Annotated in this window: 26 protein-coding genes and 1 pseudogene; 14 read left to right on the forward strand and 13 right to left on the reverse strand. The window is 62.0% G+C overall.

Features of this window, described 5'->3' with window-relative positions:
• Positions 1 to 106: 106 nt before the first annotated feature.
• Positions 107 to 859, reverse strand: a complete 753-nt coding sequence (locus FHT79_RS06800; protein WP_063474701.1) for a pyridoxine 5'-phosphate synthase — start codon at positions 857 to 859, stop codon at positions 107 to 109.
• Between the two features lie 451 nt (positions 860 to 1,310).
• Between FHT79_RS06800 and FHT79_RS06805 the strand changes: the two genes are divergently transcribed.
• Positions 1,311 to 2,003, forward strand: a complete 693-nt coding sequence (locus tag FHT79_RS06805; RefSeq protein ID WP_183903124.1) for a MerR family transcriptional regulator — start codon at positions 1,311 to 1,313, stop codon at positions 2,001 to 2,003.
• Between the two features lie 40 nt (positions 2,004 to 2,043).
• Here FHT79_RS06805 and FHT79_RS06810 read toward each other — a convergent pair whose 3' ends face one another.
• Positions 2,044 to 3,171, reverse strand: coding sequence for an ATP-dependent RecD-like DNA helicase (locus tag FHT79_RS06810; RefSeq protein WP_047610798.1), 1,128 nt, complete (start codon positions 3,169 to 3,171; stop codon positions 2,044 to 2,046).
• A gap of 90 nt (positions 3,172 to 3,261) precedes the next feature.
• Positions 3,262 to 4,188, reverse strand: a complete 927-nt coding sequence (locus FHT79_RS06815; protein ID WP_063474637.1) for a LysR family transcriptional regulator — start codon at positions 4,186 to 4,188, stop codon at positions 3,262 to 3,264.
• 132 nt (positions 4,189 to 4,320) lie between these two features.
• On the opposite strand from FHT79_RS06815, the gene FHT79_RS06820 reads away from it, so the two are divergent.
• The 4 genes and pseudogenes from FHT79_RS06820 (at position 4,321) to FHT79_RS06835 (ending at position 7,668) form a co-directional block, all read left to right on the forward strand.
• Positions 4,321 to 4,800 (forward strand): carboxymuconolactone decarboxylase family protein, encoded by a 480-nt coding sequence (locus tag FHT79_RS06820; RefSeq protein WP_047610801.1) that lies wholly within the window; start codon positions 4,321 to 4,323, stop codon positions 4,798 to 4,800.
• Between the two features lie 68 nt (positions 4,801 to 4,868).
• On the forward strand, positions 4,869 to 5,624 hold the full coding sequence (locus FHT79_RS06825; protein WP_183903125.1) for an SDR family oxidoreductase: 756 nt from the start codon (positions 4,869 to 4,871) through the stop codon (positions 5,622 to 5,624).
• 53 nt (positions 5,625 to 5,677) lie between these two features.
• Positions 5,678 to 6,093, forward strand: a pseudogene (locus FHT79_RS06830) (cupin domain-containing protein).
• A 93-nt stretch (positions 6,094 to 6,186) separates the two neighbouring features.
• Entirely contained in the window at positions 6,187 to 7,668 is a 1,482-nt protein-coding gene (locus tag FHT79_RS06835) for a mechanosensitive ion channel family protein (protein ID WP_183903126.1), read from the forward strand.
• A gap of 114 nt (positions 7,669 to 7,782) precedes the next feature.
• Here the strand turns inward: FHT79_RS06835 and FHT79_RS06840 are convergent, their stop codons facing one another.
• The gene (locus FHT79_RS06840) at positions 7,783 to 8,271 is read right to left on the reverse strand and encodes an Rrf2 family transcriptional regulator (protein ID WP_063474633.1); all 489 of its coding nucleotides are present in this window, start codon (positions 8,269 to 8,271) and stop codon (positions 7,783 to 7,785) included.
• 117 nt (positions 8,272 to 8,388) lie between these two features.
• The gene (locus FHT79_RS06845; protein ID WP_183903127.1) at positions 8,389 to 8,961 is read right to left on the reverse strand and encodes a MarR family transcriptional regulator; all 573 of its coding nucleotides are present in this window, start codon (positions 8,959 to 8,961) and stop codon (positions 8,389 to 8,391) included.
• Between the two features lie 143 nt (positions 8,962 to 9,104).
• Here FHT79_RS06845 and FHT79_RS06850 point away from each other — a divergent pair, with 143 nt between their 5' ends.
• The 5 genes from FHT79_RS06850 (at position 9,105) to FHT79_RS06870 (ending at position 11,782) form a co-directional block, all read left to right on the forward strand.
• Positions 9,105 to 9,440 carry a cupin domain-containing protein gene (locus tag FHT79_RS06850; protein WP_047610811.1) on the forward strand — a complete coding sequence of 112 codons (336 nt, stop codon included), beginning with the start codon at positions 9,105 to 9,107 and terminating at the stop codon, positions 9,438 to 9,440.
• A 46-nt stretch (positions 9,441 to 9,486) separates the two neighbouring features.
• Positions 9,487 to 9,903: a VOC family protein gene (locus tag FHT79_RS06855; protein WP_047614142.1), complete on the forward strand. Its 417-nt coding sequence runs from the start codon at positions 9,487 to 9,489 to the stop codon at positions 9,901 to 9,903.
• Positions 9,904 to 10,060: 157 nt separating this feature from the next.
• Positions 10,061 to 10,441 carry a lipoprotein gene (locus FHT79_RS06860; RefSeq protein ID WP_047614143.1) on the forward strand — a complete coding sequence of 127 codons (381 nt, stop codon included), beginning with the start codon at positions 10,061 to 10,063 and terminating at the stop codon, positions 10,439 to 10,441.
• A gap of 46 nt (positions 10,442 to 10,487) precedes the next feature.
• Positions 10,488 to 11,003, forward strand: a complete 516-nt coding sequence (locus tag FHT79_RS06865; RefSeq protein ID WP_063474630.1) for an RNA polymerase sigma factor — start codon at positions 10,488 to 10,490, stop codon at positions 11,001 to 11,003.
• Positions 11,000 to 11,782, forward strand: coding sequence for an anti-sigma factor (locus FHT79_RS06870; RefSeq protein WP_063474629.1), 783 nt, complete (start codon positions 11,000 to 11,002; stop codon positions 11,780 to 11,782). The genes FHT79_RS06865 and FHT79_RS06870 overlap by 4 nt, the downstream gene beginning before the upstream one ends.
• A 3-nt stretch (positions 11,783 to 11,785) precedes the next feature.
• Here the strand turns inward: FHT79_RS06870 and FHT79_RS06875 are convergent, their stop codons facing one another.
• Genes FHT79_RS06875 through nthA form a run of 3 tightly spaced genes read right to left on the reverse strand, consistent with a single transcriptional unit; the run spans position 11,786 to position 13,450 of the window.
• A complete protein-coding gene (locus FHT79_RS06875; RefSeq protein WP_063474628.1) occupies positions 11,786 to 12,154 on the reverse strand; it encodes a nitrile hydratase accessory protein in 369 nt (122 codons plus the stop codon).
• Positions 12,141 to 12,800: a nitrile hydratase subunit beta gene (gene nthB, locus FHT79_RS06880; RefSeq protein WP_063474627.1), complete on the reverse strand. Its 660-nt coding sequence runs from the start codon at positions 12,798 to 12,800 to the stop codon at positions 12,141 to 12,143. The genes FHT79_RS06875 and nthB overlap by 14 nt, the downstream gene beginning before the upstream one ends.
• On the reverse strand, positions 12,797 to 13,450 hold the full coding sequence (gene nthA / locus FHT79_RS06885) for a nitrile hydratase subunit alpha (protein WP_183903128.1): 654 nt from the start codon (positions 13,448 to 13,450) through the stop codon (positions 12,797 to 12,799). The genes nthB and nthA overlap by 4 nt, the downstream gene beginning before the upstream one ends.
• 97 nt (positions 13,451 to 13,547) lie before the next feature.
• Between nthA and FHT79_RS06890 the strand changes: the two genes are divergently transcribed.
• Together FHT79_RS06890 and FHT79_RS06895 are read left to right on the forward strand one after the other, a co-directional pair.
• A complete protein-coding gene (locus FHT79_RS06890) occupies positions 13,548 to 14,822 on the forward strand; it encodes an SDR family oxidoreductase (protein ID WP_183903129.1) in 1,275 nt (424 codons plus the stop codon).
• Positions 14,822 to 15,298, forward strand: coding sequence for a DUF2269 domain-containing protein (locus FHT79_RS06895; RefSeq protein WP_063474624.1), 477 nt, complete (start codon positions 14,822 to 14,824; stop codon positions 15,296 to 15,298). The genes FHT79_RS06890 and FHT79_RS06895 overlap by 1 nt, the downstream gene beginning before the upstream one ends.
• On the opposite strand, the gene FHT79_RS06900 is transcribed toward FHT79_RS06895, so the two are convergent.
• Complete coding sequence (locus tag FHT79_RS06900) at positions 15,290 to 15,883, reverse strand: LysE family translocator (RefSeq protein WP_063474623.1); 594 nt, start codon at positions 15,881 to 15,883, stop codon at positions 15,290 to 15,292. The genes FHT79_RS06895 and FHT79_RS06900 overlap by 9 nt on opposite strands.
• Before the next feature lie 150 nt (positions 15,884 to 16,033).
• Between FHT79_RS06900 and FHT79_RS06905 the strand changes: the two genes are divergently transcribed.
• Positions 16,034 to 16,882, forward strand: coding sequence for an aldo/keto reductase (locus FHT79_RS06905; protein ID WP_183903130.1), 849 nt, complete (start codon positions 16,034 to 16,036; stop codon positions 16,880 to 16,882).
• Positions 16,883 to 16,961: 79 nt separating this feature from the next.
• Here the strand turns inward: FHT79_RS06905 and ilvN are convergent, their stop codons facing one another.
• Positions 16,962 to 17,534 carry an acetolactate synthase small subunit gene (ilvN, locus tag FHT79_RS06910; RefSeq protein ID WP_063474622.1) on the reverse strand — a complete coding sequence of 191 codons (573 nt, stop codon included), beginning with the start codon at positions 17,532 to 17,534 and terminating at the stop codon, positions 16,962 to 16,964.
• Between the two features lie 83 nt (positions 17,535 to 17,617).
• Complete coding sequence (locus tag FHT79_RS06915) at positions 17,618 to 19,408, reverse strand: acetolactate synthase 3 large subunit (RefSeq protein ID WP_047611753.1); 1,791 nt, start codon at positions 19,406 to 19,408, stop codon at positions 17,618 to 17,620.
• Between the two features lie 323 nt (positions 19,409 to 19,731).
• Between FHT79_RS06915 and FHT79_RS06920 the strand changes: the two genes are divergently transcribed.
• The gene (locus FHT79_RS06920) at positions 19,732 to 21,756 is read left to right on the forward strand and encodes an ATP-binding protein (RefSeq protein ID WP_183903131.1); all 2,025 of its coding nucleotides are present in this window, start codon (positions 19,732 to 19,734) and stop codon (positions 21,754 to 21,756) included.
• On the opposite strand, the gene FHT79_RS06925 is transcribed toward FHT79_RS06920, so the two are convergent.
• A complete protein-coding gene (locus FHT79_RS06925) occupies positions 21,741 to 22,667 on the reverse strand; it encodes a dihydrodipicolinate synthase family protein (RefSeq protein WP_183903132.1) in 927 nt (308 codons plus the stop codon). The genes FHT79_RS06920 and FHT79_RS06925 overlap by 16 nt on opposite strands.
• A gap of 20 nt (positions 22,668 to 22,687) precedes the next feature.
• Positions 22,688 to 23,302: a LysE family translocator gene (locus FHT79_RS06930; protein WP_183903133.1), complete on the reverse strand. Its 615-nt coding sequence runs from the start codon at positions 23,300 to 23,302 to the stop codon at positions 22,688 to 22,690.
• Positions 23,303 to 23,439: the final 137 nt, after the last annotated feature.

The raw sequence follows: 23,439 nt of genomic DNA on the forward strand, positions 1-23,439 counted from the left end.
CAGGTCCTTGGGCGCGGGAGACTCTTGCTTCAAAACGCATTGTGTGACTCACAGACAGAAGCGTAATAACCCGCTTCCAGTCAAAGCGTTGAAGGCAACGCCCCGATCAAACTGCCTGCCCGCAGGCGCGGCAAAAGCGCCGTACCGTTTCCGCCATGCCGTATTCCAGCGCATCGGCGGTCAGCCCGTGGCCGATCGAAACTTCAGCAAGCGCGGGAATGCGTTTCACCAGCGCTGGCAGGTTTTCAACTGTCAGATCATGGCCGGCATTGACGGCAAGGCCGATTGCAAGGGCCGCATCCGCCGTCCGTCCGAGTGCTTCGAGGATCGGGGCCGCCCGTTCCGGCGCGCCGTAACAGCCGCCATAGGGGCCGGTATAAAGTTCGATCCGGTCGGCGCCGACTGCCTTGGCGATCTCGACTGCTTCGGCATCCCCGTCGCCATCGGCAAACAGCGACACCCGGCATCCCATCTTCTTCAAACGGGCGACGGCATCAGTCAGAAACGCCCGGTGCTTGCGGAAATCCCAGCCGTGATCGGATGTCGCCTGCGCGGGATCGTCGGGCACCAGCGTCACCTGCTCGGGCGCCGCCCCGGCGCAGAGTTCGAAGAATTCCTCGGTGGGATAGCCCTCGATATTGAATTCGGCCTTGGGAAATTCGTCGTCGATCAGGTTGCGGATCACGGGCAGGTCGGAAAAGCGGATGTGCCGCTGGTCGGGGCGCGGATGCACCGTCAGGCCGCTGGCGCCGGAGGCGAGTGCGATCCGCCCGAGCGCTTCGACGCTTGGCCAGGGCAGATCGCGCCGGTTCCGCAGCATGGCGATGGCGTTGAGGTTCACGGAGAGCTTGGCGGGCATGGCGAAATCCATCGGTCATGAAAATGGGAGGCCCTGCTTTTAAGCCATGTGCTCCGTGATGGCCAACGAGATTCACAAATGGATGCGATGCCAATCGCTGATGGACACCGAAATTGCGCTGAGCATTTGCCGCACGCGTACCGCAGATAGTAAATCCCGTCACCTTTGAAGAGGACCGCGAGATTCCGCAGTGCAGCACAGGTTTTTGTGCGACACACCCAAGAACCCGGCAAAATATGCCGGTAAAGTTGCTATCCCATTTAAAAGAGATTATTTTTAGCACTTATAAAAAAGATCGTTCACGCATAACGTGGACATCGTATCGCGTAGAGTACGCCGCGTACTGCTTCTTTCCCACTGAGAAGAACGCTTAGAGGAAACCCCACTCGCCGCGCATGGGAAGCAACTGGCAAATCCGCATGAGGTGCAACAACATGCCCTAGGAGGGTTCATGCCAGACGGTTCCAAACGCCTGTTTGCCACCGCCGGTATCGCTTCGGAGGCCCGATCGAAATATCGGTTCCTGCCTTCAGCCGCGCTGCCGCCGGATCTACCTGATGGTCCCGTGCCCATCGCCGATATGGCCAATGCATTCGGGGTGACACACAGGACACTGCATTTCTACGAAGAGAAGGGCTTGATTTCGGCCAATCGCATCGGCCTGATGCGGGTCTACGGGCAGGACGACGTGATGCGCATGGCCGTCATCACCGTTTGCCGTGAGACGGGCATGGCGATCGCCGTCATCCAGGAATTGATGGACGAGCTTCGCAGCGCCGATTCGCAGGAATCGGCCGAGGCAATGTTCCGCGAGGCCCTGCAGGTACGCAAGCGCGAGCTGACCGCCGAGATGTCGACGCTGCACCGCCAGCTCCAACAGGTCGGCGACCTCCTGGATTACGACGGCACCATCGAGGAGCCGCCGTTGAACGACAATCAGGACAGCGCCAGCCTGAGTCCACAGGAGCGGCGTTGCCTGGAACTGATGGCGGAAGGCTATTCCACCCAGCGCATCGCTCGGGCGCTGGACCTGAAACATGACGAGACCAAGGATCTCGAGGCCGGGATCATCCTGAAATTCCGCGCCAACAACCGCTTTCAGGCCATCGCCAAGGCGGTTCTGCTCGGCATTGTGCAGGCCTGAACACACACGACGGCCGCCACCGTCTCCTGCCCGCCAAACGTCAACGGACGATCGTCAGCGTCTCCGCCGCGCGCGTAATCGCGGTATAGAGCCAGCGCTCCCGCGTATCGCGAAACGCCCAGCTCTCATCGAACAGCACGACATCGTTCCATTGCGAACCCTGCGCCTTGTGCACGGTGAGCGCATAGCCATAGTCGAACTCGTCGTAGCGCTTGCGGGTGTTCCAGGGGATCTCGCCCTCGACATCTTCGAAGGCCTGCTTCAGCAGCTTGATCTTGGCAGCGCCGCGGTCCATGTCGTCGTCCTCGGGGCGGACCAGCAGATTGATGCCGGGCTTCGTCGTTTCCTTCGACGAGGTCATCACCTGCCAGAGCGAGCCGTTGAGCAGGCCCTTGGCCGGATCGTTCCGCAGGCAGACAAGCTTGTCGCCGGTCTGCGGATAATCGGCATTGAAGCCTTTCAGCTCGCGCAGGCGCTGATTGTAGCGGCGGCGCGTCCGGTTGGTGCCCACGAGTACTTGGTCGGCCTTCATCACCAGATCCTGCGTCACCTCGTTCTTCGAGATCACCTTGGCCGTGCCGTAATCGCCATACATCACCTCATTGCCTTCGCGCACCTGCATGGCAAGCTTGATGATCGGATTGTCACGCGCCTGGCGGTGAATGTCGGTGAGCAGGTAATCCGGGTCCTGATTGGTGAAGTAACCGCCGCCGCTGACCGGCGGCAGCTGGCCGGGATCGCCGAGCACCAGGATCGGTGTGCCGAAGCTCATCAGATCCTTGCCGAGCGCCTCGTCGACCATCGAGCATTCATCAACGATGATCAGCGCAGCCTTGGCGACCGGGCTTTGCCGGTTGATCGAAAACATCGGCGCGATCGACGTCTTGCCGGTTTCCTCGTCCTCCACCGCCTCCTCGCCGCGCGGCCGGTAGATCAGCGAATGGATCGTCCGGGCGTTGGAGGCGCCGCGCGAGCGCAGCACCTGCGCGGCCTTGCCGGTGAAAGCGGCAAACAGCACATCGCCATCGACATTCTCGGCGAAGTGCTTGGCAAGCGTCGTCTTTCCCGTTCCGGCATAGCCGAACAGGCGAAAGAGCGGCGAGCGCCCTTCATTCAGCCATTTCGAAACAGCCTTGAGGGCTTCGTCTTGTTGCGGCGCAAATTGCATGATTGCACGACTTGGCAGGATTCGCGGGCGTTAGGCAAGGCGGAAACTGACGCGGCAAGGCCGATGACGCCAAATCCGCCCGGCCGACAATCATCCCTCCCACCGCCGATCCGCTCCGCTTGCTGACATCGACGGATCCTGCCCGATGGCATCAGTCAGAAAGTCCAGAACCGTCTTGACCCGCAGCGGTATGTTTCTGCGGGAGGGATAGACGACATAAATGGGCAGCCGGGTCGGTTGAAAGTCGTTCATGACGGGGATCAGCCGACCCGCGGCGATATCCGGCACGGCGATGATGTGGGAGAGCACAGCTAGGCCCGCGCCGGCAAGGGCCGCCCTGTGAATGGCGACGGCGCTGCACGCCGTCAGCCGCGGCGAGATCCTGACGGATATGTCTTCCGAGCCGTTCGAAAACGACCATGAACAGGCATCGCCGGCCCTGCTGTAGCAGAGGCATTCATGGTCCTTGATGTCCTTCGGCGTCCGCGGCGGCGACCTGCGGGCGAGATAGGCGGGCGAGGCGACGAGGAAGGCCGTCGTCCAGCCGATCCGCCGGCAAACGAGGCTGCTGTCGGCGACGGAGCCCAGACGCACCTCGAGGTCGAGGCGCTCCTCGATCATGTCGGAGCTTTGTTCCCGGAACATCAGTTCCACCGAGAGTTTCGGATGGGCGGCGAGAAGATCGCCCAGCCGATCACTGAGATAGAGGCCGAGTGGCGCTGGAACGCTGAGCCTGACCTTTCCGGAGGCCATGGCACCTTCCGGTCCGGCGGCATCGCCGAGCTCCTCCACCGCCTCGAGAATCCTCATCGCCATTGGCAGCATCCGTTCACCCTCCGCCGTCAGCGAGAGGCCACTCGTCGTGCGATGCAGCAGGCGGGTGTTGAAATGCCCCTCAAGGGCCGCGACCTGCCGCGAGACCGCCGGCTGCGTCACGTCAAGATCATGCGCCGCCGCCGAGAACGAGCCCGTCTCCACGACGCGCAGAAAGGTCCGCAATGCCGATACGATATCCATCCCCGCCCCCTCATACTTTTGCGCATAGGCCTTATGCAGCCAGACTAAGCGAGAATGGCTTTACAGTCCAGCAATTAAGGATATCTTATATCCATAAGGATATTTTGTATCCTTAATTAGAGGAGAAACGATATGACCCAGCGATTGAACTACGCCCAGCAGTCCCCCGAGCTTTTCAAGAAATTCATGGAATTCAGCATGGCGCTGAAGAACAGCGTGATCGACGAAAAGCTGCAGGCTCTCATCGAGATCCGCGCTTCGCAGATCAATGGATGCGGCTTTTGCCTCGACATGCATGTGAAGCAGGCGAAGATCTATGGCGAGAGCGAATTACGGATCCACCACGTTGCCATCTGGCGGGAATCGAACCTGTTCCTTCCCCGCGAGCGCGCCGCCCTTGCCTGGACCGAAGCTCTGACCAAGCTGCCGGAAGGCGGCGTTCCCGAGGAGATCTACGAACGGGTTCGCGGCCAGCTTTCGGAGAAGGAAATCTCGGACCTGACCTTCGTCGTCATGGCCATCAATGCCTGGAACCGCGTCAATGTCGGCTTCAAGACCGTGCCCGGCTCGGCCGACAAGGCTTACGGCCTCGACAAGGCAGGACTGAACTAAGCTTCGCAATTCATTGAGAAGATTCAATTTTAACGCTGCCGCATCTCGGCAGTGAACGGAGATCTGTTATGAAAATCGTTGTCATCGGCGGAACCGGCCTCATCGGTTCGAAGACTGTCGAACGTCTGCGCAAGCAGGGACATGACGTGGTAGCCGCATCGCCGAACTCAGGCGTCAACACGATCACGGGAGAAGGACTGGCCGAGGCGCTCGCAGGCGCCGAAGTCGTGCTCGATCTCGCCAATTCGCCATCCTTCGAAGACAAGGCCGTGCTCGAATTTTTCGAGACCTCTGGCCGCAAACTTCTCGCCGCCGAAAAGGTGGCCGGCGTGAAGCATCATGTCGCGTTGTCCGTCGTCGGCACCGAGCGTCTGCAGGAAAGCGGCTATTTCCGCGGCAAGCTCGCCCAGGAAAAGCTGATCAAGGCGTCAGGGATTCCCTACACCATTGTGCATTCGACGCAGTTCATGGAATTCCTCGGCGGCATCGCCCAATCGGGCACTGTCGGCCAGACGGTTCGCCTGTCGCCGGCCTATGTGCAGCCGATCGTATCCGACGACGTCGCCGATGTCATGGCGGATGTGGCGCTCTCACCGCCCGCCAACGCGACGATCGAGATATCAGGTCCGGAACGGGCGCGCCTGAGCGAACTCGTCGCCAGATATCTGAAGGCCATGAAGGATCCGCGCACCGTCGAGGCTGATGCCGAAGCAAAATATTTCGGCGCCAGGCTCAACGACCAGTCGCTCGTTTCCGACAATAACCGGCGGCTCGGCTCGATCACCTTCGAGCAATGGTTCGCAAAGACCGCGCAGCCGAAATGATCTTGCCAGGGCGCCATGCGCGCCCTGCGCACCACGATCCCATGGAGATTCCGATGATCAGAACATCATTCCTCGCCGCCGCCCTCGCCTGCCTTGCAGCCACCGGCGCCGGCGCGCACGACGCAAACAAGGCCTCGAAGGTCACCCTCGTTTACGAGCACGAGCTTCCGAACGTGCCGGGCAAGAGCATCAAGGGCGTGCTGGTCGAATACGGTCCGGGCGGCTTCTCCGAAGGCCACACCCATCCCGACACCGCCTTCATCTATGCCACCGTGCTCGAAGGAGCGATCCGCAGCCAGGTCAATACGGCCCGGTCAAGGTCTATCATGCCGGAGAGAGTTTCTCCGAAATGCCGGGCGATCGTCACGGCGTCAGCGCCAACGACAGCGAGACCAAGCCCGCCCGTCTGCTCGCCGTTTTCGTCGTCGACACCAATCAGAAAGAACTCACCTACCCGCTCAAGAAGTGACATCCGCCGATACCGCCCGTGCAAGCCCGATGCTTGCGCGGGCGGCCGAGATGCTGAATCATGTGCGGCCCGCCCTATCCCGGAGACAGAGAGATGATCTACGACGTGCTCTTCGGCAAGCCTCTGATATCCCTCATTGCGATAGGTTTCGCCGGTATCGTCGTCTGGCATCTGCTCTCCAGCCATCGGCCGACGACGCGACTGGTGGTGCAGATTCTCTTCTTTGCGGCGATGACATTGATCCTGGTCGGCAGCGGTATCGAACCTCACCGGTTTCAAGGATATGAGTCCGAGGATCCGCAGGCGTTGCTCGTCATCGTCGCGAAATCGCTCTGGTGGATCCATCTGGCATGGGCCGTCATCGGTTTCATCAGACTGTATCTGGTGCTGGAGGGCAGCCCGCGAGAGGCCCGCCTGCTCCAGGATCTCGTCATCGGCGTCGTCTATATCGGCATGGCCCTGTCGGTCCTGGCCTTCGTCTTCGGCGTGCCGATCGGCACGCTCGTCGCAACCTCGGGCGTCGTCGCCATCATTCTCGGCCTGGCGCTCCAGAACACCCTCGCCGACGTCTTCTCCGGCATCGCGCTGACGCTCGGCCGGCCCTACATCATCGGCGACTGGATCCTCCTCAGCGACGGCACGGAGGGGCGTGTCGTCGAAAGCAACTGGCGCGCGACGCATATCCTGACCAGCGCAAACAATATCGTCGTTCTGCCGAACAGTTTTCTGGCAAAGCTCGGCCTGACGAATGTAAGCCGGCCGGACGAGACCCATCTCTTGATCCTCACCATCCGCATCGCCCCGACGCGGATGCCCGCCTCGGTCCGGCACGTGATGGCGACAGCGCTGGCGAGCTGCAATTCGATCGTGCGCGAACCGCCGCCGGTTGTGGCGCTGAAGGGGCTGGATGCCACGGCGCTGGAGGTCGAGCTGCAGTTCCGGGTAACGAGCCCCAGCCAGCGTGTGCCGGCGCGAAACGAGGTGCTCGACCTCGTCTATCGCCACTGCAAATCGGCCGGCCTGCTTTTGGCCGTTCCAGCCGCGGCCTCCGTCCTGACCGGCGAACTGCCGACCGAAGAGAGCGCACGGCCGCCCCGCGTGACGCCGCTCGAATTGATCGAGGCCATTCCGATCTTTGCGACGTTGACGCGTGATGAAAAGCAGAAACTCGCCGAGACCACGGCCGTGCGCGAATTCCGCAAGGGCGATGTCATCGTGCGGGAGGGCGAAATGCTGCCATCGCTGATGATGGTGCGGGCGGGCATCATCGCGGCGCGCCACGGAGATCAGGAGCGTGGGCGGCTGGCACCAGGTGATTTCTTCGGAGAGACCGGGCTGCTCGCGGGCATGCAGGAAGTCTGCACCCTGGAGGCTCTGACCCCGGTTATCGCCTATGAAATCGATCAGGAGGCCTTCGCGCCGCTGCTGAACGAACGTCCCACACTGGCAGAAGAGATCGCCGAAGACCTCGCCAGCCGCGCCGAGCGCTTTCGCGACGGCGCCGCCCTGCCCCCGGAACATGCCGGCAGCGCGCGCGCCATTCTGAAAACCATCAGGACCATCTTCAGGGCATAAAGCAATTCCAGTAAGAGTGCGCAGCAGTTTTGCGTCCGGAATTGCGAAAAACAAATACAGGGCATTTCCGTGGCTCAAAGAAAAGCGGAAATGCCCTCAAGCGCGGTCTTCCCCTCAGCCGGCGCGCTTCAGCACCCATGCGAAGGTGCTCTGCCAGAGTTCGGCCGGAACCTCCTCGGAGAGGATCCCGACGAGATCGGAAAGCCGGACGCGCCTCAGCGTATTGCGCCAGGCCTCGTCGGCTTCCCACATGATGCGGGCGACCGCGCAAGGCTTGCTGTCACAATAACCTTCCGCCCGGCATGGATTGTTTTCTCGGATATTCGTGCAGGTGAAGCTGCGCGCGCTTCCCTCGACCGCCTCGACGATGTCGAGGAAATTGATCTCGGACGAGGGTCTTGCAAGCCGGTAGCCGCCGCTCGGGCCGAGCGTGGTGTTGACCAGCGATGCCTGCGAAAGGCTCTGCAGCGCCTTGGAGAGGTATTCCTTCGGCAGACCATGAAGCTCGGCGAGCGCCTTGGTGGAAAGGTACCTGCCCTCAGGCAGGCCCGCGAGAATGGCGCAGCAATGCAACGCCCACTCGACCTGGCTTTTCAGGATCATTCGGCAACTCTTGTGATGACTGGCTCGGCCATTGGAATTAAGGATATATCATATCCGAAAACCGGTATGATGTAAACGACCTGCATAAGCAGCGTGTTGCCGCCTGAGCCGTGAACCTCAGCCGGCCTCGCTCTCTCCCCTCGGCTGATCATTCTCAATCCCGGCAATCAGCTTGCGCAGCAGCGCCGCGAGCGCCTCGCGCTCCTGTCCGTCAAGAGCCTGCAGAAACGAGGATTCGCTCGCCATATCGGTGCGGAAGGCCTTTTCGGCGAGTGCGGCGCCGGCTTCTGTCAATGCCACCAGCACACTGCGCCCGTCACGTGGCGATTTCTCCCGGCAGATCAAGCCCGCTTTCTCCAGACGGTCTAGCCTGTGGGTCAGGCCTCCCGACGAGATCATCAGCGCCGAATACATGTCCGTTGGGGTCAGCCGGTAAGGCGGCCCGGAACGGCGAAGCGTTGCGATCACGTCGAATTCGCCTCGGTCGAGGCCAAAATCGGCAAAGGTCGCCTCGATGCTGGGGCGCACCAGGTTGGACAGCCGAAAGGCCCGCCCCAGGATCGCCATCGGCTCCGTGTCGAGGTCGGGCAGTTCCAGCGTCCATTGCCGGCGCAGCCGGTCGACATGGTCCTCGCTCGGGCGGCCCCCGTCCTCGGGGCGGTCACCGTTCCCTTCAGTTCCATCCATCATTCTCTGCCTCATATCACCACGGGCGAGACATACACCTTTCACTCGATTCACGGAAGATATCTTGACGGGAAGATAATTTTCAGAGATATATCTTCTCGCAAAGATAGTTTGCGTTCGCAGACGGCACGAGCAGGAGGCACGTGATGTTCAGGATTCTTCGACACCAAGAACCACGGCCGGATCAGAGCAGGACGGTCCGCTTCGAAGGCCACGATTACGGCGGCGAGATATCGCTCTTCCTCGTCGACAACGAGCCCGGCCAGGGCCCCGATCTGCATGTCCATCCCTATTCCGAGACATGGGCCGTCCGGAAAGGCGAAGCCGAGTTCACCGTTGGTGACGCCAAAACCCGGGCCTTTCCCGGTGATATCGTCGTCGTGGCCGCCAACATTCCCCACCGCTTCGAAAATGTCGGCACGGGACGGCTCGAAATCGTCTGCATTCATGCCAGCGACACGATCGTCCAGGAGTTTGTGTGAGGCGAGACTGCCCCCCGAAAAACACCCCAAAGAGGAGGAAACCGCAATGTCCAAGATGATCTTCGTGAACCTGCCGGTAAAAGACATTGCCGCTGCGACCCGCTTCTACGAAGCGATCGGATGCAGCAAGAACGAACAGTTCAGCGATCACCAGGCCTCGAATATGGTCTGGTCCGAGGCGATTATCTTCCATTTGCTGACGCGCGATTTCTTCGCGAGTTTCACGCCAAAACCTGTTGCCGAAGCGGAGAAGGCGAGCGAAATGCTGATCGCATTGACGATGGACAGTCGTGAAGACGTCGACGCCATCGTCGAGGCGGCCTCAACCGCCGGCGGCAAGGCCGATCCGCGCGCCCCGACAGACATGGGCTGGCTCTATAACCGCGCCTTCGAGGATCCCGACGGCCATATATTCGAAGCGGTATGGGTCGATATGGCGGCGGCGTCCGCCTCGGGGCAATAGCCGACAAGGCGCTCCGATGCGATCTGCACGGGCGAAGCGGGTTTCGGCTCGCCTCGCCCGCCATGAAAACTTTTCCTGCGCCTGGAATAAAACTGCCTTGTGCCGTGTCTCATCTCAGGCATCGCAAGATTGCGTGCCCAATCTGAGGAGAGACATCATGAAGTCCGTGAAATTTCTGTCCGTCGTGGCGGCCGCCGCCCTTGCCGCGACCGCTGCTTTCGCCGCCGCTCCCGTCAAGACCGTCGATTCCGCCAAAGGCAAGGTGCTCGCCGGCGAAAACGGCATGACGCTTTACACCTTCAAGAAGGACGTCAAGGGCGTTTCCAACTGCAACGACGATTGTGCCAAGAACTGGCCGCCGCTGATGGCCGCTGGCGACGCCAAGGCCGATGGTGCATATTCGATCATCGATCGCAAGGATGGCACGAAACAATGGGCCAAGGACGGCATGCCGCTCTATTTCTGGGTCAAAGACAAGAAGGCAGGCGACATCACCGGCGATGGCGTCGGCGGCAATTGGGATCTCGCCAAACCCTGATTGTGGCGGCCCTGATCGCCCAGACCCAAATCACCAGAGAGCCGGCGTGAAGATACCCGCACCCGAAACCTTCGAGGGCCAGATCCTGGCCCTCCTGCCCTCGCTCCGGCGGTATTCGCGCAGCCTGACGCGCTCGGATGCCGATGGCGAGGATCTGCTCCAGGATTGCGTCGAGAAGGTTCTCACGCGCCGTGGCCAATGGCGCGGCCTCAACCTGCGCGGCTGGGTCCTGACCATCATGACCAATCTCTATCGCAACGGCCGGCGCGGCAAGGCGCGCGACGGCCTGATCGAACTCGACGCGGCTGAGGATATGGCCTCTTCCGAACCACCGGCCGATCCGCTGGAGCGCGCGCGGCTCGACGATGCGCTGAACAGCCTTTCGGAAGAACACCGCGCCGTGCTGATGCTCGTGGTCATCGAGGGATATACCTATGGCGAGGTCGCCGCCGCGCTCGACATCCCGATCGGCACCGTCATGTCCCGCCTGTCGCGCGCCCGCCGGCGCATCGCCGAGCGGCTAAAGGCCGACAACATCATTACGCTTCGGAGACCGAAATGAACGAGACCAATCCGAGCGTCACCGAAGCCGATCTCCACGCCTATGCCGACGGCCAACTACCAGAAACGGCGCGTGCCCGCATCGAGGCCTTCCTGGCCGACAATCCCGATGAAGCGGCGATGGTCGCCGCATGGCAGGCGCAAAATGGGGCGATCCGCTCGATGTTTGCAGGTTATGAGCAGGCGAAGGACACCGACCCCCTGCTGGTCGTCCCCCCGCGCGCCATTCCATCAGGCTCGAAACGCTGGGCGATCGCTGCGGCCGCCCTCGTCGTCTTCGCGCTCGGCGCCGTCAGCGGCCATTATGGCCCAGCACTTCTGGAAAAGCCGGAGTTGCAGCTTGCCGGCGACGAAACGCTGCCGAAACAGGCTGAGACCGCCTTCGCGGTCTATGCCGCCGAGGTTCGTCACCCCGTCGAGGTCTTCGCAGACGAGGAGGCCCATCTCGCCACCTGGCTCGGCAAGCGCCTGGCAATCCAGAATCTCAAGATCCCGAACCTGCAGCCGCTCGGCTTCAAGCTGGTCGGCGGCCGCCTGCTGCCGGTCGACGGCAGGCCGGGCGCCATGTTCATGTACGAGAACCAGGCCGGCGAGCGCCTGACTGTCCTGGTCGGCCGCAACACGGACAACCGCACGACGAGCTTCCGCTTCGCCTCGTCGGGCAATGTCGAGACCTTTTACTGGATCGACGGCGAACTCGGCTATGCCGTCACCGGCGAAATCTCCCGCGAGACGCTACGGAAGGTGGCTGAGGAATGCTATAAGCAGTTTCCGTCGTGAGGATCAGCGCGAGGGATCGTTGCTGAGCTCGATCGGCCGTCCGTGCGGCGTCGCTTCCGCCGCCCGCTGCCAGCTGTGCTGCAGTGCCAGGATCGTTTTCGCATCGGCGATGCCGTTGCCGACGATCAGATCCGAGAGAGCCGCCACCCAGCAGTCGAAATAGTCGCTGCCATCTTCGGCCCGGCCAGGCCTGTGCAATTGCGCGGACAGCGTTTCAGCCCATTGGCTCCAGCTGAACAGCCCTTTTGCGTGCAGGTGCACGGTCATGGCAAAGGCTTCGGCCGCCCATGGCTCGGGAAAGACCGGCTCTCCCTCCGGCGATCTCGGCAGGCTGGGCGATTGCCTCAACGGCGATGTCTCATGCCGGCTCAAGATAGCTCTCCCATGCATCGATCGACACGGTCAGCGTGGGATCGGCATCCGCGCCCCAGATCTCCGCGCCGTCGAAGACGATGGTATACAGCCATTGCGGGTTTTCGCCCTTGCCATGCGCATTGTCGTCAGGGAAGACGAACGAACCTTGTACAGCTTCGACCACACCGGTCCTGGCGCGCGCGTAACGCGGTAGGCGCGTATGCGTCGGCGGGTTGAAATTCTTCGTCTTCACCGTCTCGCCGACCGCAAAGAGCGGAGCGGTCTTAACAGGACGATCGCAAGGCCCACCCTTTGCCAAAACGGCGGGCACGATGTCCGCTTTCAGCACCCGCTTCGGCACCGCGCCGTCCTGCAATGCATGGCCGGACAGCAACTCCTCGCGCGTCGCAAAGCCGTGCCGCTCCAGCAGCTTGTCGATGCCGCGGATCCAGATCTCGTAGTAGCTGGCGGCGAGGTAATCGGCCGGCGGAATATTCTCGCGCGCATGCCGGCTTTCATCGATCGTCCACGCGCCGAAAGCGCCGCAGGAGATGGTGATGCCGAGCGCCCGCTTTTCCCATGCTGCATGAAAATAGGGCTCATTCTTTTCGGGCGCGACCGGCCCGAAGCCCATCTGCCCGCCGAGATCGTGCGGTCCGTTCATGGTGTGCTCTCCGGGCTGGCAGCAACCGCGGTGCCGATCATCGCATCGCGGCTGACGAGACCGGCAAGCGCCTGTTCGTCCATTCCTTCCGTGCCTTCCGGCCGCTCGGGAATGACGAGGTAACGCAGCTCTGCCGTCGAATCCCAGACGCGGATCTTCTTGTCCTCCGGCAGCGTCAGCCCGAATTCCGCAAGCACGCCGCGCGGATCGATGACGGCGCGCGAGCGATAGGCCGGCGCCTTGTACCAGACCGGCGGCAGGCCGAGCACCGACCATGGATAACAGGAGCAGAGCGTGCAGACGACGAGATTATGTGTTTCGGCCGTGTTGAAGACGGCACGCATGTGCTCGCCCTGCCGGCCCGTGTAGCCGAGACTGGCGATCGCCGCCGTCGCATCACGCTTCAGCCAGTCGGCGAAATCGGCATCGCTCCAGGCTTTGGCTACGACATGCGCGCCGTTTCTCGGCCCCACCTTCGTCTCATAGGTCTCGACGATCGCATCGATCGCCGCCGGATCGATAAGCCCCTTCTCCGTCAGCAACGTTTCCAACGCCTTCACACGTGCCTGCATGTCGGAATAGTGATTGTCGTGATCATGCCCGTGGGCATGATCGTGGTCATGGCTATGCGCGTCATGATCGTCGTGCAAGACACTGTCCTCCCGAAACTTTCTCCTATTTTTACCATATGCCGCAGGTCCGCCAAGCCCTTCTATGCGCCCTCAGCTTTTCCGCTAATCTCCCGCCATGAACATTCTGATTCTCGGCGCAACCGGCTTCATAGGCTCCGTGGTCGCGGCCCGGCTCGTTGCCGATGGCCACGCAGTGACCGGGCTTGGCCGCAATCCCGCGCGTGCCCGCCTGAAACAGTCGAAGGTCGACTGGCGGCGCGCCGATCTCTCGCGCATGACGAAACCGGCGGATTGGAACGACATCCTCAAGGACCAGCATGCCGTCATCAATTGCGCCGGCGCCCTGCAGGACGGCCTTTCGGACGATCTGTCGGCCACCCAGGCAGAGGCGATGCTGGCGCTCTATTCCGCCGCAAAAGCCTCGTCGCGCCCGCTGATCGTGCAGATATCGGCAAGGACGGCGGGAGCGGCCGGCGATCTTCCCTTCCTCGCCACCAAACGGCGGGCCGACGAGGCGCTTGCTGCCAGCGGCCTGCCATATTTCATCCTGCGCCCTGCCCTGGTTCTCGGCCGCAATGCCCATGGCGGTTCGGCGCTGCTGCGCGCACTCGCAGCCTTTCCATTGGTGCTGCCCCTGGTCCATGCCGAAAGCCTCGTCGAAACACTCTCTGTCGACGATGTGGCGGAAGCCGTGTCGCGGGCGGTTTCCGGCGACATCTCCGGCGATGTCGATCTTGCCGCCGCCGAGACCCTGACGCTCGCCGATCTCGTCCGCCTGCACCGGCAATGGCTCGGCCTCCCTCCCGCCCGCGTGTTTGCCCTTGCCCCCTGGCTTGCCCGGCCGGTGACATGGCTCGCCGATCTGTCGGGCCTGCTCGGTTGGCGTTCGCCGCTGCGTTCGACAGCGATGACCGTCATGTCGGAAGGCGTGCAAAGCTCGAAAGCAGGAAGCGGCCTCGTCGCGACATCAGCGGCTGCGACGCTCTCGGCCAATCCCTCCGGCGTCCAGGATCTCTGGTTTGCCCGGCTCTATCTCCTGAAGTCGCTTGTCATATCGGGCCTGTCCGTCTTCTGGCTGCTTTCCGGCCTGATCCCGCTGCTGGCGCTCGAGAGGACATCCGCTCACTTCCTGCCATTCATGCCTCACGCTGCCGCAACGGCGCTGACGCTGGCGACCTGCCTCGTCGACATCGTCCTCGGTGCCGCCGTCCTTGTCCGTCCCCTGGCGAAACGCGCCCTTCTCGGCATGCTTGGAGTGTCGATCGCCTATCTCGCCGGCGCCAGCCTGCTCGAACCCGCGCTCTGGCTCGATCCGCTCGGGGTTCTCGTCAAGGTGCTGCCGTCGATCCTGTTGACGCTGGTAGCCCTTGCCATCCTGGATGAACGCTGATGCTTGAAGAATGGCTGCTGCTCGCCCATGTCATTGGCGCTACCGTGCTCTTCGGTACCGGCGCCGGTATCGCCTTCTTCATGGCGATGGCGCATCGCACACGCGATCCCGCACTGATCGCCCATGTCTCAGCAACCGTCGTCATCGCCGATACGCTCTTCACCGCCACCGCGGCCATCCTCCAGCCGGTGACCGGCACTCTGCTGGCGCGATCGATCGGCTGGGACCTGTCGGAGGGCTGGATTGCGCTGTCGCTGCTGCTCTATGTCGTCACCGGCCTGTTCTGGCTGCCGGTCGTCTGGATCCAGATCCGGCTGCGCAATCTCGCTCGCGCTGCCGCGGCATCGGGAAAAGCCCTGCCGCCAGCCTATTTCAGCCTTTACCGCATCTGGTTTGCTTTCGGCTTTCCAGCCTTCTCAGCCGTCCTCGGCATTTTCTGGCTGATGCTGATGAAGCCGTCGATCGCTCTATTTTAACATCGGCCAGAGGCTTAGCACCAAGAGCACTGCCATGCTGATGTTGAACCATTTCAGCCGCACCGGATCGGAAAGCCATTCCCTGAGCGCCGAGCCGAAGCCTGCCCATGTCGAAACGCTGGGGACATTGACCACCGCGAAAGCGAGACCGACGATCAGCACGCTGACGAGATAGAGTTGCGGATTGGTATAGGTGGCCATCGCGGTGACCGCCATCACCCAGGCTTTTGGATTGACCCATTGGAAGGCGGCAGCCGCAAAGAAGGACATCGGCTCGACGCCGCTCTTGCCTTCGCTGAGCGAGCGCGACGTGGCGATCTTCCAGGCGATCCAGACGAGATAGGCGCCGCCCGCAAATTTCAGCGCCGTATAGACGGCCGGCACCGTATGCAGAAGCGCGCCGAGCCCGAGGCCGACGCCGATGAGCAGCGAGAAAAAACCGGCGCCGATGCCGAACATATGCGGGATCGTCCTGCGGAAGCCGAAGTTCACGCCCGATGCGAAAAGCATCATATTGTTCGGTCCCGGCGTGATCGATGTCGTGAAGGCAAAGAGAACGAGGGCGAGAAACGTATCCAGCGGCATGCGACCTCCCCAGCCAGCTTTTTGCGGCCTGCTTATTTAGGTCAGCATAGCTGCCCTAAACTGCCGATGCCATGACATCATTGTCATGGTGACAGGATTACTTGAAAGATGGCGAGCCGGCCCAATCTCTTGCCGAAGGGACAGAAAATTATGCAAGACGACCCGATTCCATTGATCACATTCCCGAACGGCACGGCGGTGCCGGCGCTCGGCCAGGGAACCTGGGCCATGGGCGAGGATGCCGGCCACGCCAGGGCCGAGATCGAAAGCCTCAAGGCAGGCATCGATCTCGGCATGACACTGATCGACACCGCCGAAATGTATGGCGACGGCGGCGCCGAGGAGATCGTCGGCCAGGCAATCAGGGGACGGCGCGACGAGGTCTTCGTCGTCAGCAAGGTCTATCCCTGGAACGCCAGCCTGAAAGGCACGATCGAAGCCTGCGAGCGCAGTCTCGAACGGCTCGGCACCGACCGCATCGATCTCTATCTCTTGCACTGGCGCGGCAACTACCCGCTCGCCGAAACCGTCGCCGCCTTCGAAATGCTGAAAACATCCGGCAAGATCGGCGCCTGGGGCGTCTCCAACTTCGACACCGACGACATGCAGGAATTGCTTGGAGTGCCCGACGGCGCCAATGTCGCCGCCAACCAGGTGCTCTACAATCTCTCCCGCCGCGGCATCGAATTCGACCTGCTGCCCTGGTGTCAGAGCCGCAAGATTCCCATCATGGCCTATTCGCCGATCGAGCAGGGAAATATCCTGCATCATCCCGAGCTGATCCGTATTGCCAAGGCCTATCAGGCAACGCCCGCCCAGCTGGCGCTCGCCTTCCTGCTGGAACGCGACGGCGTCATCGTCATCCCGAAGACCTCGAATGCCGAACGCGCGGCCGAAAACCGCGACAGCGTCTCGCTCGATATCACCGACGAGGACTGGCAGGCGCTGGACGCCGCCTTCCCGCCGCCGGCAAAGAAAAAGCCGCTGGAGATGCTCTGATCTCCAGCGGCTTTCGCAATTATTTCAGCAACGGGCCTACATGCCCGGCTGTAATCTTTACATGCCCGGGCTGTAATATTTACATGCCCTGGACACCGCGGTTCATCGCCGCAATGCCGGTACGGCAGACCTCGATCAGGCCGAGCGGCTTCATGATCGCTACAAACTGGTCGATCTTCGACGACTTGCCGGTGATCTCAAGAATGAAGTGACCGACCGTCGCATCCACCACCTTGGCGTGGAAGGCATCGGCAAGGCGCAGGGTCTCGGCGCGCATGTCGCCCTCGCCGATCACCTTGATCAGCGCCACCTCGCGCTCGATCGGCCGGTCCTGGCCGAGTTCGCGGGCGCGCACCGTCAGGTCAACGACGCGATGCACCGGCACAATCCGCTCCAGCTGCGCCTTGATCTGCTCCAGCACGTGCGGCGTGCCGCGTGTGACGATGGTGATGCGGGAAAGATGCGCCTGATGCTCGGTCTCGGAGACCGTCAGGCTTTCGATATTGTAGCCGCGGCCGGAGAACAGGCCGATGACCCGGGCAAGAACGCCCGGCTCGTTGTCGACGAGAACCGAAAGCGTGTGGCTTTCGACGGCCGCCGTTTCCGGCGAGATGAAATAGGCGGAGCCCGTGGGCTGTAGATGTGCGTTCATGGTCCTGAGTTTCCTCTTCCCTGTCGCATACCCCCGAAAATCGGGAACGATTTCCGGAAAGGATTATGCGCAAATTAAAAATGTCAGACGAGCGCGCGGCCCTTGGCATCGATCGCATTGGCGACCGCCTCGTCGGTGGCTTCATCCGGCAGCAGCATCTCGTTATGGGCCTTGCCTGAAGGGATCATCGGGAAGCAATTGGCGAGATTGGCGACGCGGCAGTCGAAGATGACGGGCTTTCTGACCTCGATCATTTCCAGAATGGTGTCGTCGAGCTCATCCGGCTTTTCGCAGCGCAGGCCGACGGCGCCATAGGCTTCCGCCAATTTGACGAAGTCGGGCATCGCCTCGGTATAGGAGTTCGACAGGCGGTTGCCGTGCAGCAGCTGCTGCCACTGACGCACCATGCCCATATACTGGTTGTTCATGATGAAGATCTTGATCGGCGCATCGTGCTGGATCGCTGCCGACATTTCCTGGATGCACATCTGGATCGAGGCATCGCCTGCAATGTCGATGACGAGGCTGTCGGGATGGGCGATCTGCACGCCGAGTGCGGCCGGCAGGCCGTAACCCATCGTGCCGAGGCCGCCCGAGGTCATCCAGCGGTTCGGCTGCTCGAAGCCGAAGAACTGCGCCGCCCACATCTGATGCTGGCCGACCTCGGTGGTGATGTAGGTGTCGCGGTCCTTGGTGTGGGCGTAGAGCCGCTCCAGCGCATATTGCGGCATGATGACGTCGTTGCTCTTCGTATAGGCGAAGGAGTTGCGCGCCCGCCAGCGGGTGATATCGGTCCACCAATCGTCGAGCCGGCCCTTTTCCGGCTTCTTCGGCAGCGCCCGCCACAGGCGGACCATGTCTTCGAGGACGTGGCCGACATCGCCGCGGATGCCGATATCGACCCGGACGTTCTTGTTGATCGAAGACGGATCGATATCGATATGGATCTTCTTCGAATTCGGCGAAAAGGCATTGAGACGGCCGGTGATGCGGTCGTCAAAACGCGCGCCGATGCAGACCATGACGTCGCAATCGTGCATCGCCATGTTGGCTTCGTAGGAGCCGTGCATGCCGAGCATCTTCAGCCAGTTCTTGCCGGAAGCGGGATAGGCGCCGAGGCCCATCAGCGTCGAGGTGATCGGGAAATCGGTGAGCTCGACCAGCTCGCGCAGCAGCTTGGAAGCCTCGGGACCGGAATTGACGACGCCGCCGCCGGAATAGATGACGGGACGGCGTGCATTCGCCATCAGCTCGATCGCCGCATGGATCTGGTTGAGGTCGCCCTGGGTCTTCGGCTGGTAGCTCTTCTGGATCGTGTAGTCGGCCGGCGGTGTGTAGGTGCCGGTCGCAAACTGCACGTCCTTCGGAATATCGACGACGACAGGGCCTGGACGGCCGGACTGGGCGATGCGGAAGGCCTCGTGAATGACGGCGGCGAGTTCGTTGACGTCCTTGACTAGCCAGTTGTGCTTGGTGCAGGGTCGGGTGATGCCGACCGTATCGCATTCCTGAAAGGCGTCGGAGCCGATCAGCGAGGTCGGAACCTGGCCGGTCAGGCAGACGAGCGGGACCGAATCCATCAGCGCATCCTGCAGTGGCGTGACCGCGTTGGTGGCGCCCGGACCCGAGGTTACCAGCATGACGCCGACCTTGCCGGTCGAGCGAGCGTAACCTTCGGCCGCATGACCTGCCCCCTGCTCGTGGCGGACGAGGATGTGCTTGACCTCCTCCTGCTGGAAGATCTCGTCGTAGATCGGCAGGACCGCGCCGCCGGGATAGCCGAAGATATGTTCGACGCCATTGTCCTTCAGCGCCTTGAGAACGATCTCCGCTCCCGTCATCCGATTGCCTGCCGCCTGATTGTCCGTGCTCATCTGTCTGTTCCGTTTATGCTGGGATTTGCGTTTGTGGCCGGAAGCCCTGATTTCGGGCATAAAAAAAGGCCCCGGAGGAGCCTGTCATCTAGCGCATGGGTGGCTATCGCCGGATGGTTACACCATCCTGCCCATGCGCTTTCCCACCACGATAAGAGCCGTTGCGATTTTCATGGTCGGCAGTGATAGACAGAAAATTTCGCAGCGTCAACGCATGCCGCAATAAAAAACTGCCCGGCGCCCGTATCCCCGAAAATCGATAGGATGAAGGATTTGTTAAAGGATCGACTTTATTCTTATGCGCTACCGCATGGAGTAGCCCTTTGCTCAACAACGACTTGCGCACGTCTGGCAAGGTAGGCGAGCATGATCGCCGCGATGGCCATGCGCCGGGGAATCGCTTTCTCGGCCGCGTCGTTGCATGCAGCGGCTCCAGGGCGACGATTGCCGCCGTCGCCGAACAGGGCGGCACCGATCTTACCGAACTCTGGTCCGTGGGCCGGCTGATTTCGATCAGCGTCGGCCGCAACCGTGTCGTCGCCCTCGTCTATCAGATGAACACCGGCAGCCATGCCTGGGATGAAGGCGAAGACAACACTTTCCGGATCGAGACCGAACTGCTCGGCGAAGTCCGTGTGGATGAGGACGGCACCGAGGAGTTCTCGACCGGCATCTCGCGTTATCCCTATCTCGGCGCCATCGCCCACCGCATCCGTTCCGCCGACCTGATGCGCATCTATGATGCCGGCGAGGGTACGACCGCCGTCATCGGCAAGCTGACGCAGGACGAAAGCATCGATGCGGCGATCCACATCCCCTCGATGCTCTCCAAGCATTTCGCCGTCGTCGGCTCCACCGGCGTCGGCAAGTCGACCGCGGTCTCGCTGCTCCTGCACAAGGCGATCGTGGCGGATCCGAAGCTGCGTGTGCTGATCCTCGATCCGCATAATGAATTTGCCGCCGCCTTCCCCAAGCACGCCGTCACCATCGATACCGATACACTCGACCTGCCCTTCTGGCTGATGCGGCTGGAGGAATTCGCCGAGGTCGTCTTTCGCGGCCGTCCGCCGGTGCCCGAAGAGCTCGACATGCTGCGCGATATCCTGCCGGAAGCCAAACGCGCCTTCCGCGGCAGCGACAACTCGCTGGTGCGCCGCACCACGGAAAAAAGCTCGATCACCGCCGATACGCCGGTTCCCTACCGCATGGCCGATCTGCTGGCGCTGATCGACGAGCGCATCGGCCGCCTGGAAGGCCGCTCGGAAAAGCCCTTCCTGCGGTCGCTGAAGATGCGCCTCATCGCCGCGATCAACGATCCGCGCTATCATTTCATGTTCTCCAACAACACGATCAGCGACACGATCACCGAAACCATCGCGCAGATCTTCCGCATCCCCGGCGAGAATCGGCCGATCTGCACCTTCCAGCTTGCCGGCATTCCCTCCGAGGTCGTCAATTCGGTCGCCTCGGTGCTCTGCCGCATGGCCTTCGAAGTGGCGCTGTGGAGCGACGGCGCGATCCACATGCTCGTCGTCTGCGAGGAAGCTCATCGCTACATTCCCTCCGATCCGAGCCTCGGCTTCGTGCCGACGCGCCAGGCGATTGCCCGCATCGCCAAGGAGGGCCGCAAATACGGCGTCTCGCTCGGCATCATCACCCAGCGGCCGGGCGAGCTCGACCAGACGATCCTGTCGCAGTGTTCGACGCTCTTTGCCATGCGCCTTGCCAACGACCGAGACCAGGAAATCATCCGCTCGGCCATCCCGAATTCGTCGATCTCGACGACGAGCTTCATTTCCTCGATCGGCAATGGCGAGGCAATCGCTTTCGGCGAGGCGATCAGCGTGCCGATGCGCATGCGCTTTTCCCGCGTCGAGGAGAACCTGCTGCCGAAGGCGAGCAGCGCCAACAGCAAGCACAGCGAGGAAGATCCGGATACGGTCGACCTTCGCAAGATCGTCACCCGTATGCGGGCGGTGACCGTCGGACCCGACATTTCGAATTTCCAGCAGAACTACGCCGCATCCGTGGCAAGCTTGGACGAGGCTGATGCAGCCGACGAGGATCTCGGCGCCACGCCTTACGCGCCACCCACCTCTTCGGCCGCGCCGCTCGAATCCTACCGACGCGAACTGCTGCCGCAAACGCCGCGGCTGGATCCGGCTGCAGTGCCGGTGATCGATCCCCGGCTGGACGCGCTCCGCCGCGAGATGCGCCGCGAGGAGCCGGTCTTTCCCCGGCCGGCGCCGTCGGCGGATCAGCCAGCGATCACCCGCCGGGAGCCTGGCACGTCGCTGCGCGAAAGCATCCTGAAAAAACCGCTGAGCAGCCTCTACAACAAGGATTGACGCTTCAGCTCACTCTCCAGCGTCATTAGAGGTCCGACGGCATCGAGCACCCGTTGCCGGTCCATCGATGCGAGCGGCAACAGAGGCCGTGGGAGCTCTGCCCGAGCGAGTGCGAGAATGTCGACCAGCGTATAGACCACGCGAAGGCTTCCGAATTCCTTGAACGTTTTCCAGAGCGGCTGGAGGAGAGCATCGAGCCGGCGCGCCTCACCACTGTCGCCCGCAATCGCGGCCTTGCTGAGCGCAAGGGCGACGCGCGGAAGCAAGCCGCCGATGACGCTGTACCAGGCATCGGCGCCTGAAAGCAGCGCTTCGGCCGCCCCCCAGTCGCCGCTATAGCCGATCGCAAGCTCGGTCTTCTCCCGCAATGCCGCCAGTTCGCCTGCGAGATGGCCGTCAACAGGCAGAGGCATCTTTACCGCCTTGATCGTCTCGAGGTCGGACAGGCGTTGCAGAAGCTCGCGGCTGAAGGTGAAGTGGGTCGTGCCGGGATTGTTGTAGATGCAAAGCGGCAGCTTCGCCGCCTCCGTGACCGCAAGGAAATGCCCATAGGCTTCTTCCTGGGTCAGCGGCGTATAGGATACAGGCGCCAGCAGAAGCGCATCTGCACCAGCGGCCTCGGCATCCCTCGCAAGGTTTTGGGCCTGGTCTGTCCTCAAAGCGCCAACGCCGACGACGAGGGGAATACGGCCGTGAACGCATTCGACCGCAGCCTCGACGGCTCGCCGCCGCTCCTCAGGTGCAAGAAAGGCATAGATCCCGGTGCTGCCGAGAAGACCTATCGAGGCGACGCCTGCATCGCACAGGCGCTCCAGCAGGCGGCTAAGAGCTTCGGTGTCGACCCTGCCATCCCGATCGGCGGGCGTTGGCGGAAAGGCCGAAAGACCATGAAACGGAGAAGCGACAGACATGATGCGATCCTGAAAAACGGTCAATGTGAAAACAGCAGGCGCGATCCGGCGCCGGCGAAGAAGACGGCGAGACTTCCCTCGATCCACCGCCGCGCGCGGGCATAGCCGCGCACCATCGGCGCCGTCGAGAAGAGCACAGCATATCCGGCAAATATCGAGATCCCGAGAAGCACGCAGCCGCCGAACGCCGTGACGGCCATCTCTGGCGAAGCGCCGGGCTTAAGGCCGAGCGACATGATCGCGACCCAGGCCAGAACCGCCTTCGGATTGCCGAGATGCATCAGAACGCCGCCGCGATAGAGCATGCCGAGTTGCGCGTCAGGCCGGACGAGCTCACCTGCCGGCCTGTCCGGGGCGGCTGCCGAGCGGGCCGCCTTCCAGGCGAGCCAGAGGAGGTACAGCCCGCCTGCGACCTTGAGGAACAGCAGGGCATGGGCATAACGGACCAGCAGTGTCGAAATGCCGGTAACCGCGATCAGCCCCCAGAATGTCGACATCGTGATGACCCCGGCGGCCAAGGCTAACGCCGGTCGACGCCCCTGCCGCATCGCCACATTCATGATGGCCATGTTGCTTGGTCCGGGACTGCCGGCAGCAATTGCATAGGCGATATAGACGACGAGAAGATCCTGCATTTGCGTGTTTCCAGAAGTTTGCGCCCACGGACGGCCCCCAGAAACGAAGAATACGGGGAGCAGCCAATCCGCTTCCTTTTCCTCGAAAACTGGTCCACCATGAAGCACCATTTTTGAAGAAAATCTCTAGACCATTT

The organism is Rhizobium sp. BK212, assembly GCF_014197475.1.
In the GTDB taxonomy this organism is placed as follows: domain Bacteria; phylum Pseudomonadota; class Alphaproteobacteria; order Rhizobiales; family Rhizobiaceae; genus Rhizobium; species Rhizobium anhuiense.

What these genes read in the sequence shown, in the direction of transcription:
- FHT79_RS06800 (WP_063474701.1), bottom strand. Translation starts at nt 859, where the DNA reads ATGCCCGCCAAGCTCTCCGTGAACCTCAACGCCATCGCCATGCTGCGG.
- FHT79_RS06805 (WP_183903124.1), top strand. Translation starts at nt 1,311, where the DNA reads ATGCCAGACGGTTCCAAACGCCTGTTTGCCACCGCCGGTATCGCTTCG.
- FHT79_RS06810 (WP_047610798.1), bottom strand. Translation starts at nt 3,171, where the DNA reads ATGCAATTTGCGCCGCAACAAGACGAAGCCCTCAAGGCTGTTTCGAAA.
- FHT79_RS06815 (WP_063474637.1), bottom strand. Translation starts at nt 4,188, where the DNA reads ATGGATATCGTATCGGCATTGCGGACCTTTCTGCGCGTCGTGGAGACG.
- FHT79_RS06820 (WP_047610801.1), top strand. Translation starts at nt 4,321, where the DNA reads ATGACCCAGCGATTGAACTACGCCCAGCAGTCCCCCGAGCTTTTCAAG.
- FHT79_RS06825 (WP_183903125.1), top strand. Translation starts at nt 4,869, where the DNA reads ATGAAAATCGTTGTCATCGGCGGAACCGGCCTCATCGGTTCGAAGACT.
- FHT79_RS06835 (WP_183903126.1), top strand. Translation starts at nt 6,187, where the DNA reads ATGATCTACGACGTGCTCTTCGGCAAGCCTCTGATATCCCTCATTGCG.
- FHT79_RS06840 (WP_063474633.1), bottom strand. Translation starts at nt 8,271, where the DNA reads ATGATCCTGAAAAGCCAGGTCGAGTGGGCGTTGCATTGCTGCGCCATT.
- FHT79_RS06845 (WP_183903127.1), bottom strand. Translation starts at nt 8,961, where the DNA reads ATGATGGATGGAACTGAAGGGAACGGTGACCGCCCCGAGGACGGGGGC.
- FHT79_RS06850 (WP_047610811.1), top strand. Translation starts at nt 9,105, where the DNA reads ATGTTCAGGATTCTTCGACACCAAGAACCACGGCCGGATCAGAGCAGG.
- FHT79_RS06855 (WP_047614142.1), top strand. Translation starts at nt 9,487, where the DNA reads ATGTCCAAGATGATCTTCGTGAACCTGCCGGTAAAAGACATTGCCGCT.
- FHT79_RS06860 (WP_047614143.1), top strand. Translation starts at nt 10,061, where the DNA reads ATGAAGTCCGTGAAATTTCTGTCCGTCGTGGCGGCCGCCGCCCTTGCC.
- FHT79_RS06870 (WP_063474629.1), top strand. Translation starts at nt 11,000, where the DNA reads ATGAACGAGACCAATCCGAGCGTCACCGAAGCCGATCTCCACGCCTAT.
- nthB (WP_063474627.1), bottom strand. Translation starts at nt 12,800, where the DNA reads ATGAACGGACCGCACGATCTCGGCGGGCAGATGGGCTTCGGGCCGGTC.
- FHT79_RS06890 (WP_183903129.1), top strand. Translation starts at nt 13,548, where the DNA reads ATGAACATTCTGATTCTCGGCGCAACCGGCTTCATAGGCTCCGTGGTC.
- FHT79_RS06895 (WP_063474624.1), top strand. Translation starts at nt 14,822, where the DNA reads ATGCTTGAAGAATGGCTGCTGCTCGCCCATGTCATTGGCGCTACCGTG.
- FHT79_RS06900 (WP_063474623.1), bottom strand. Translation starts at nt 15,883, where the DNA reads ATGCCGCTGGATACGTTTCTCGCCCTCGTTCTCTTTGCCTTCACGACA.
- FHT79_RS06905 (WP_183903130.1), top strand. Translation starts at nt 16,034, where the DNA reads ATGCAAGACGACCCGATTCCATTGATCACATTCCCGAACGGCACGGCG.
- ilvN (WP_063474622.1), bottom strand. Translation starts at nt 17,534, where the DNA reads ATGAACGCACATCTACAGCCCACGGGCTCCGCCTATTTCATCTCGCCG.
- FHT79_RS06915 (WP_047611753.1), bottom strand. Translation starts at nt 19,408, where the DNA reads ATGAGCACGGACAATCAGGCGGCAGGCAATCGGATGACGGGAGCGGAG.
- FHT79_RS06925 (WP_183903132.1), bottom strand. Translation starts at nt 22,667, where the DNA reads ATGTCTGTCGCTTCTCCGTTTCATGGTCTTTCGGCCTTTCCGCCAACG.
- FHT79_RS06930 (WP_183903133.1), bottom strand. Translation starts at nt 23,302, where the DNA reads ATGCAGGATCTTCTCGTCGTCTATATCGCCTATGCAATTGCTGCCGGC.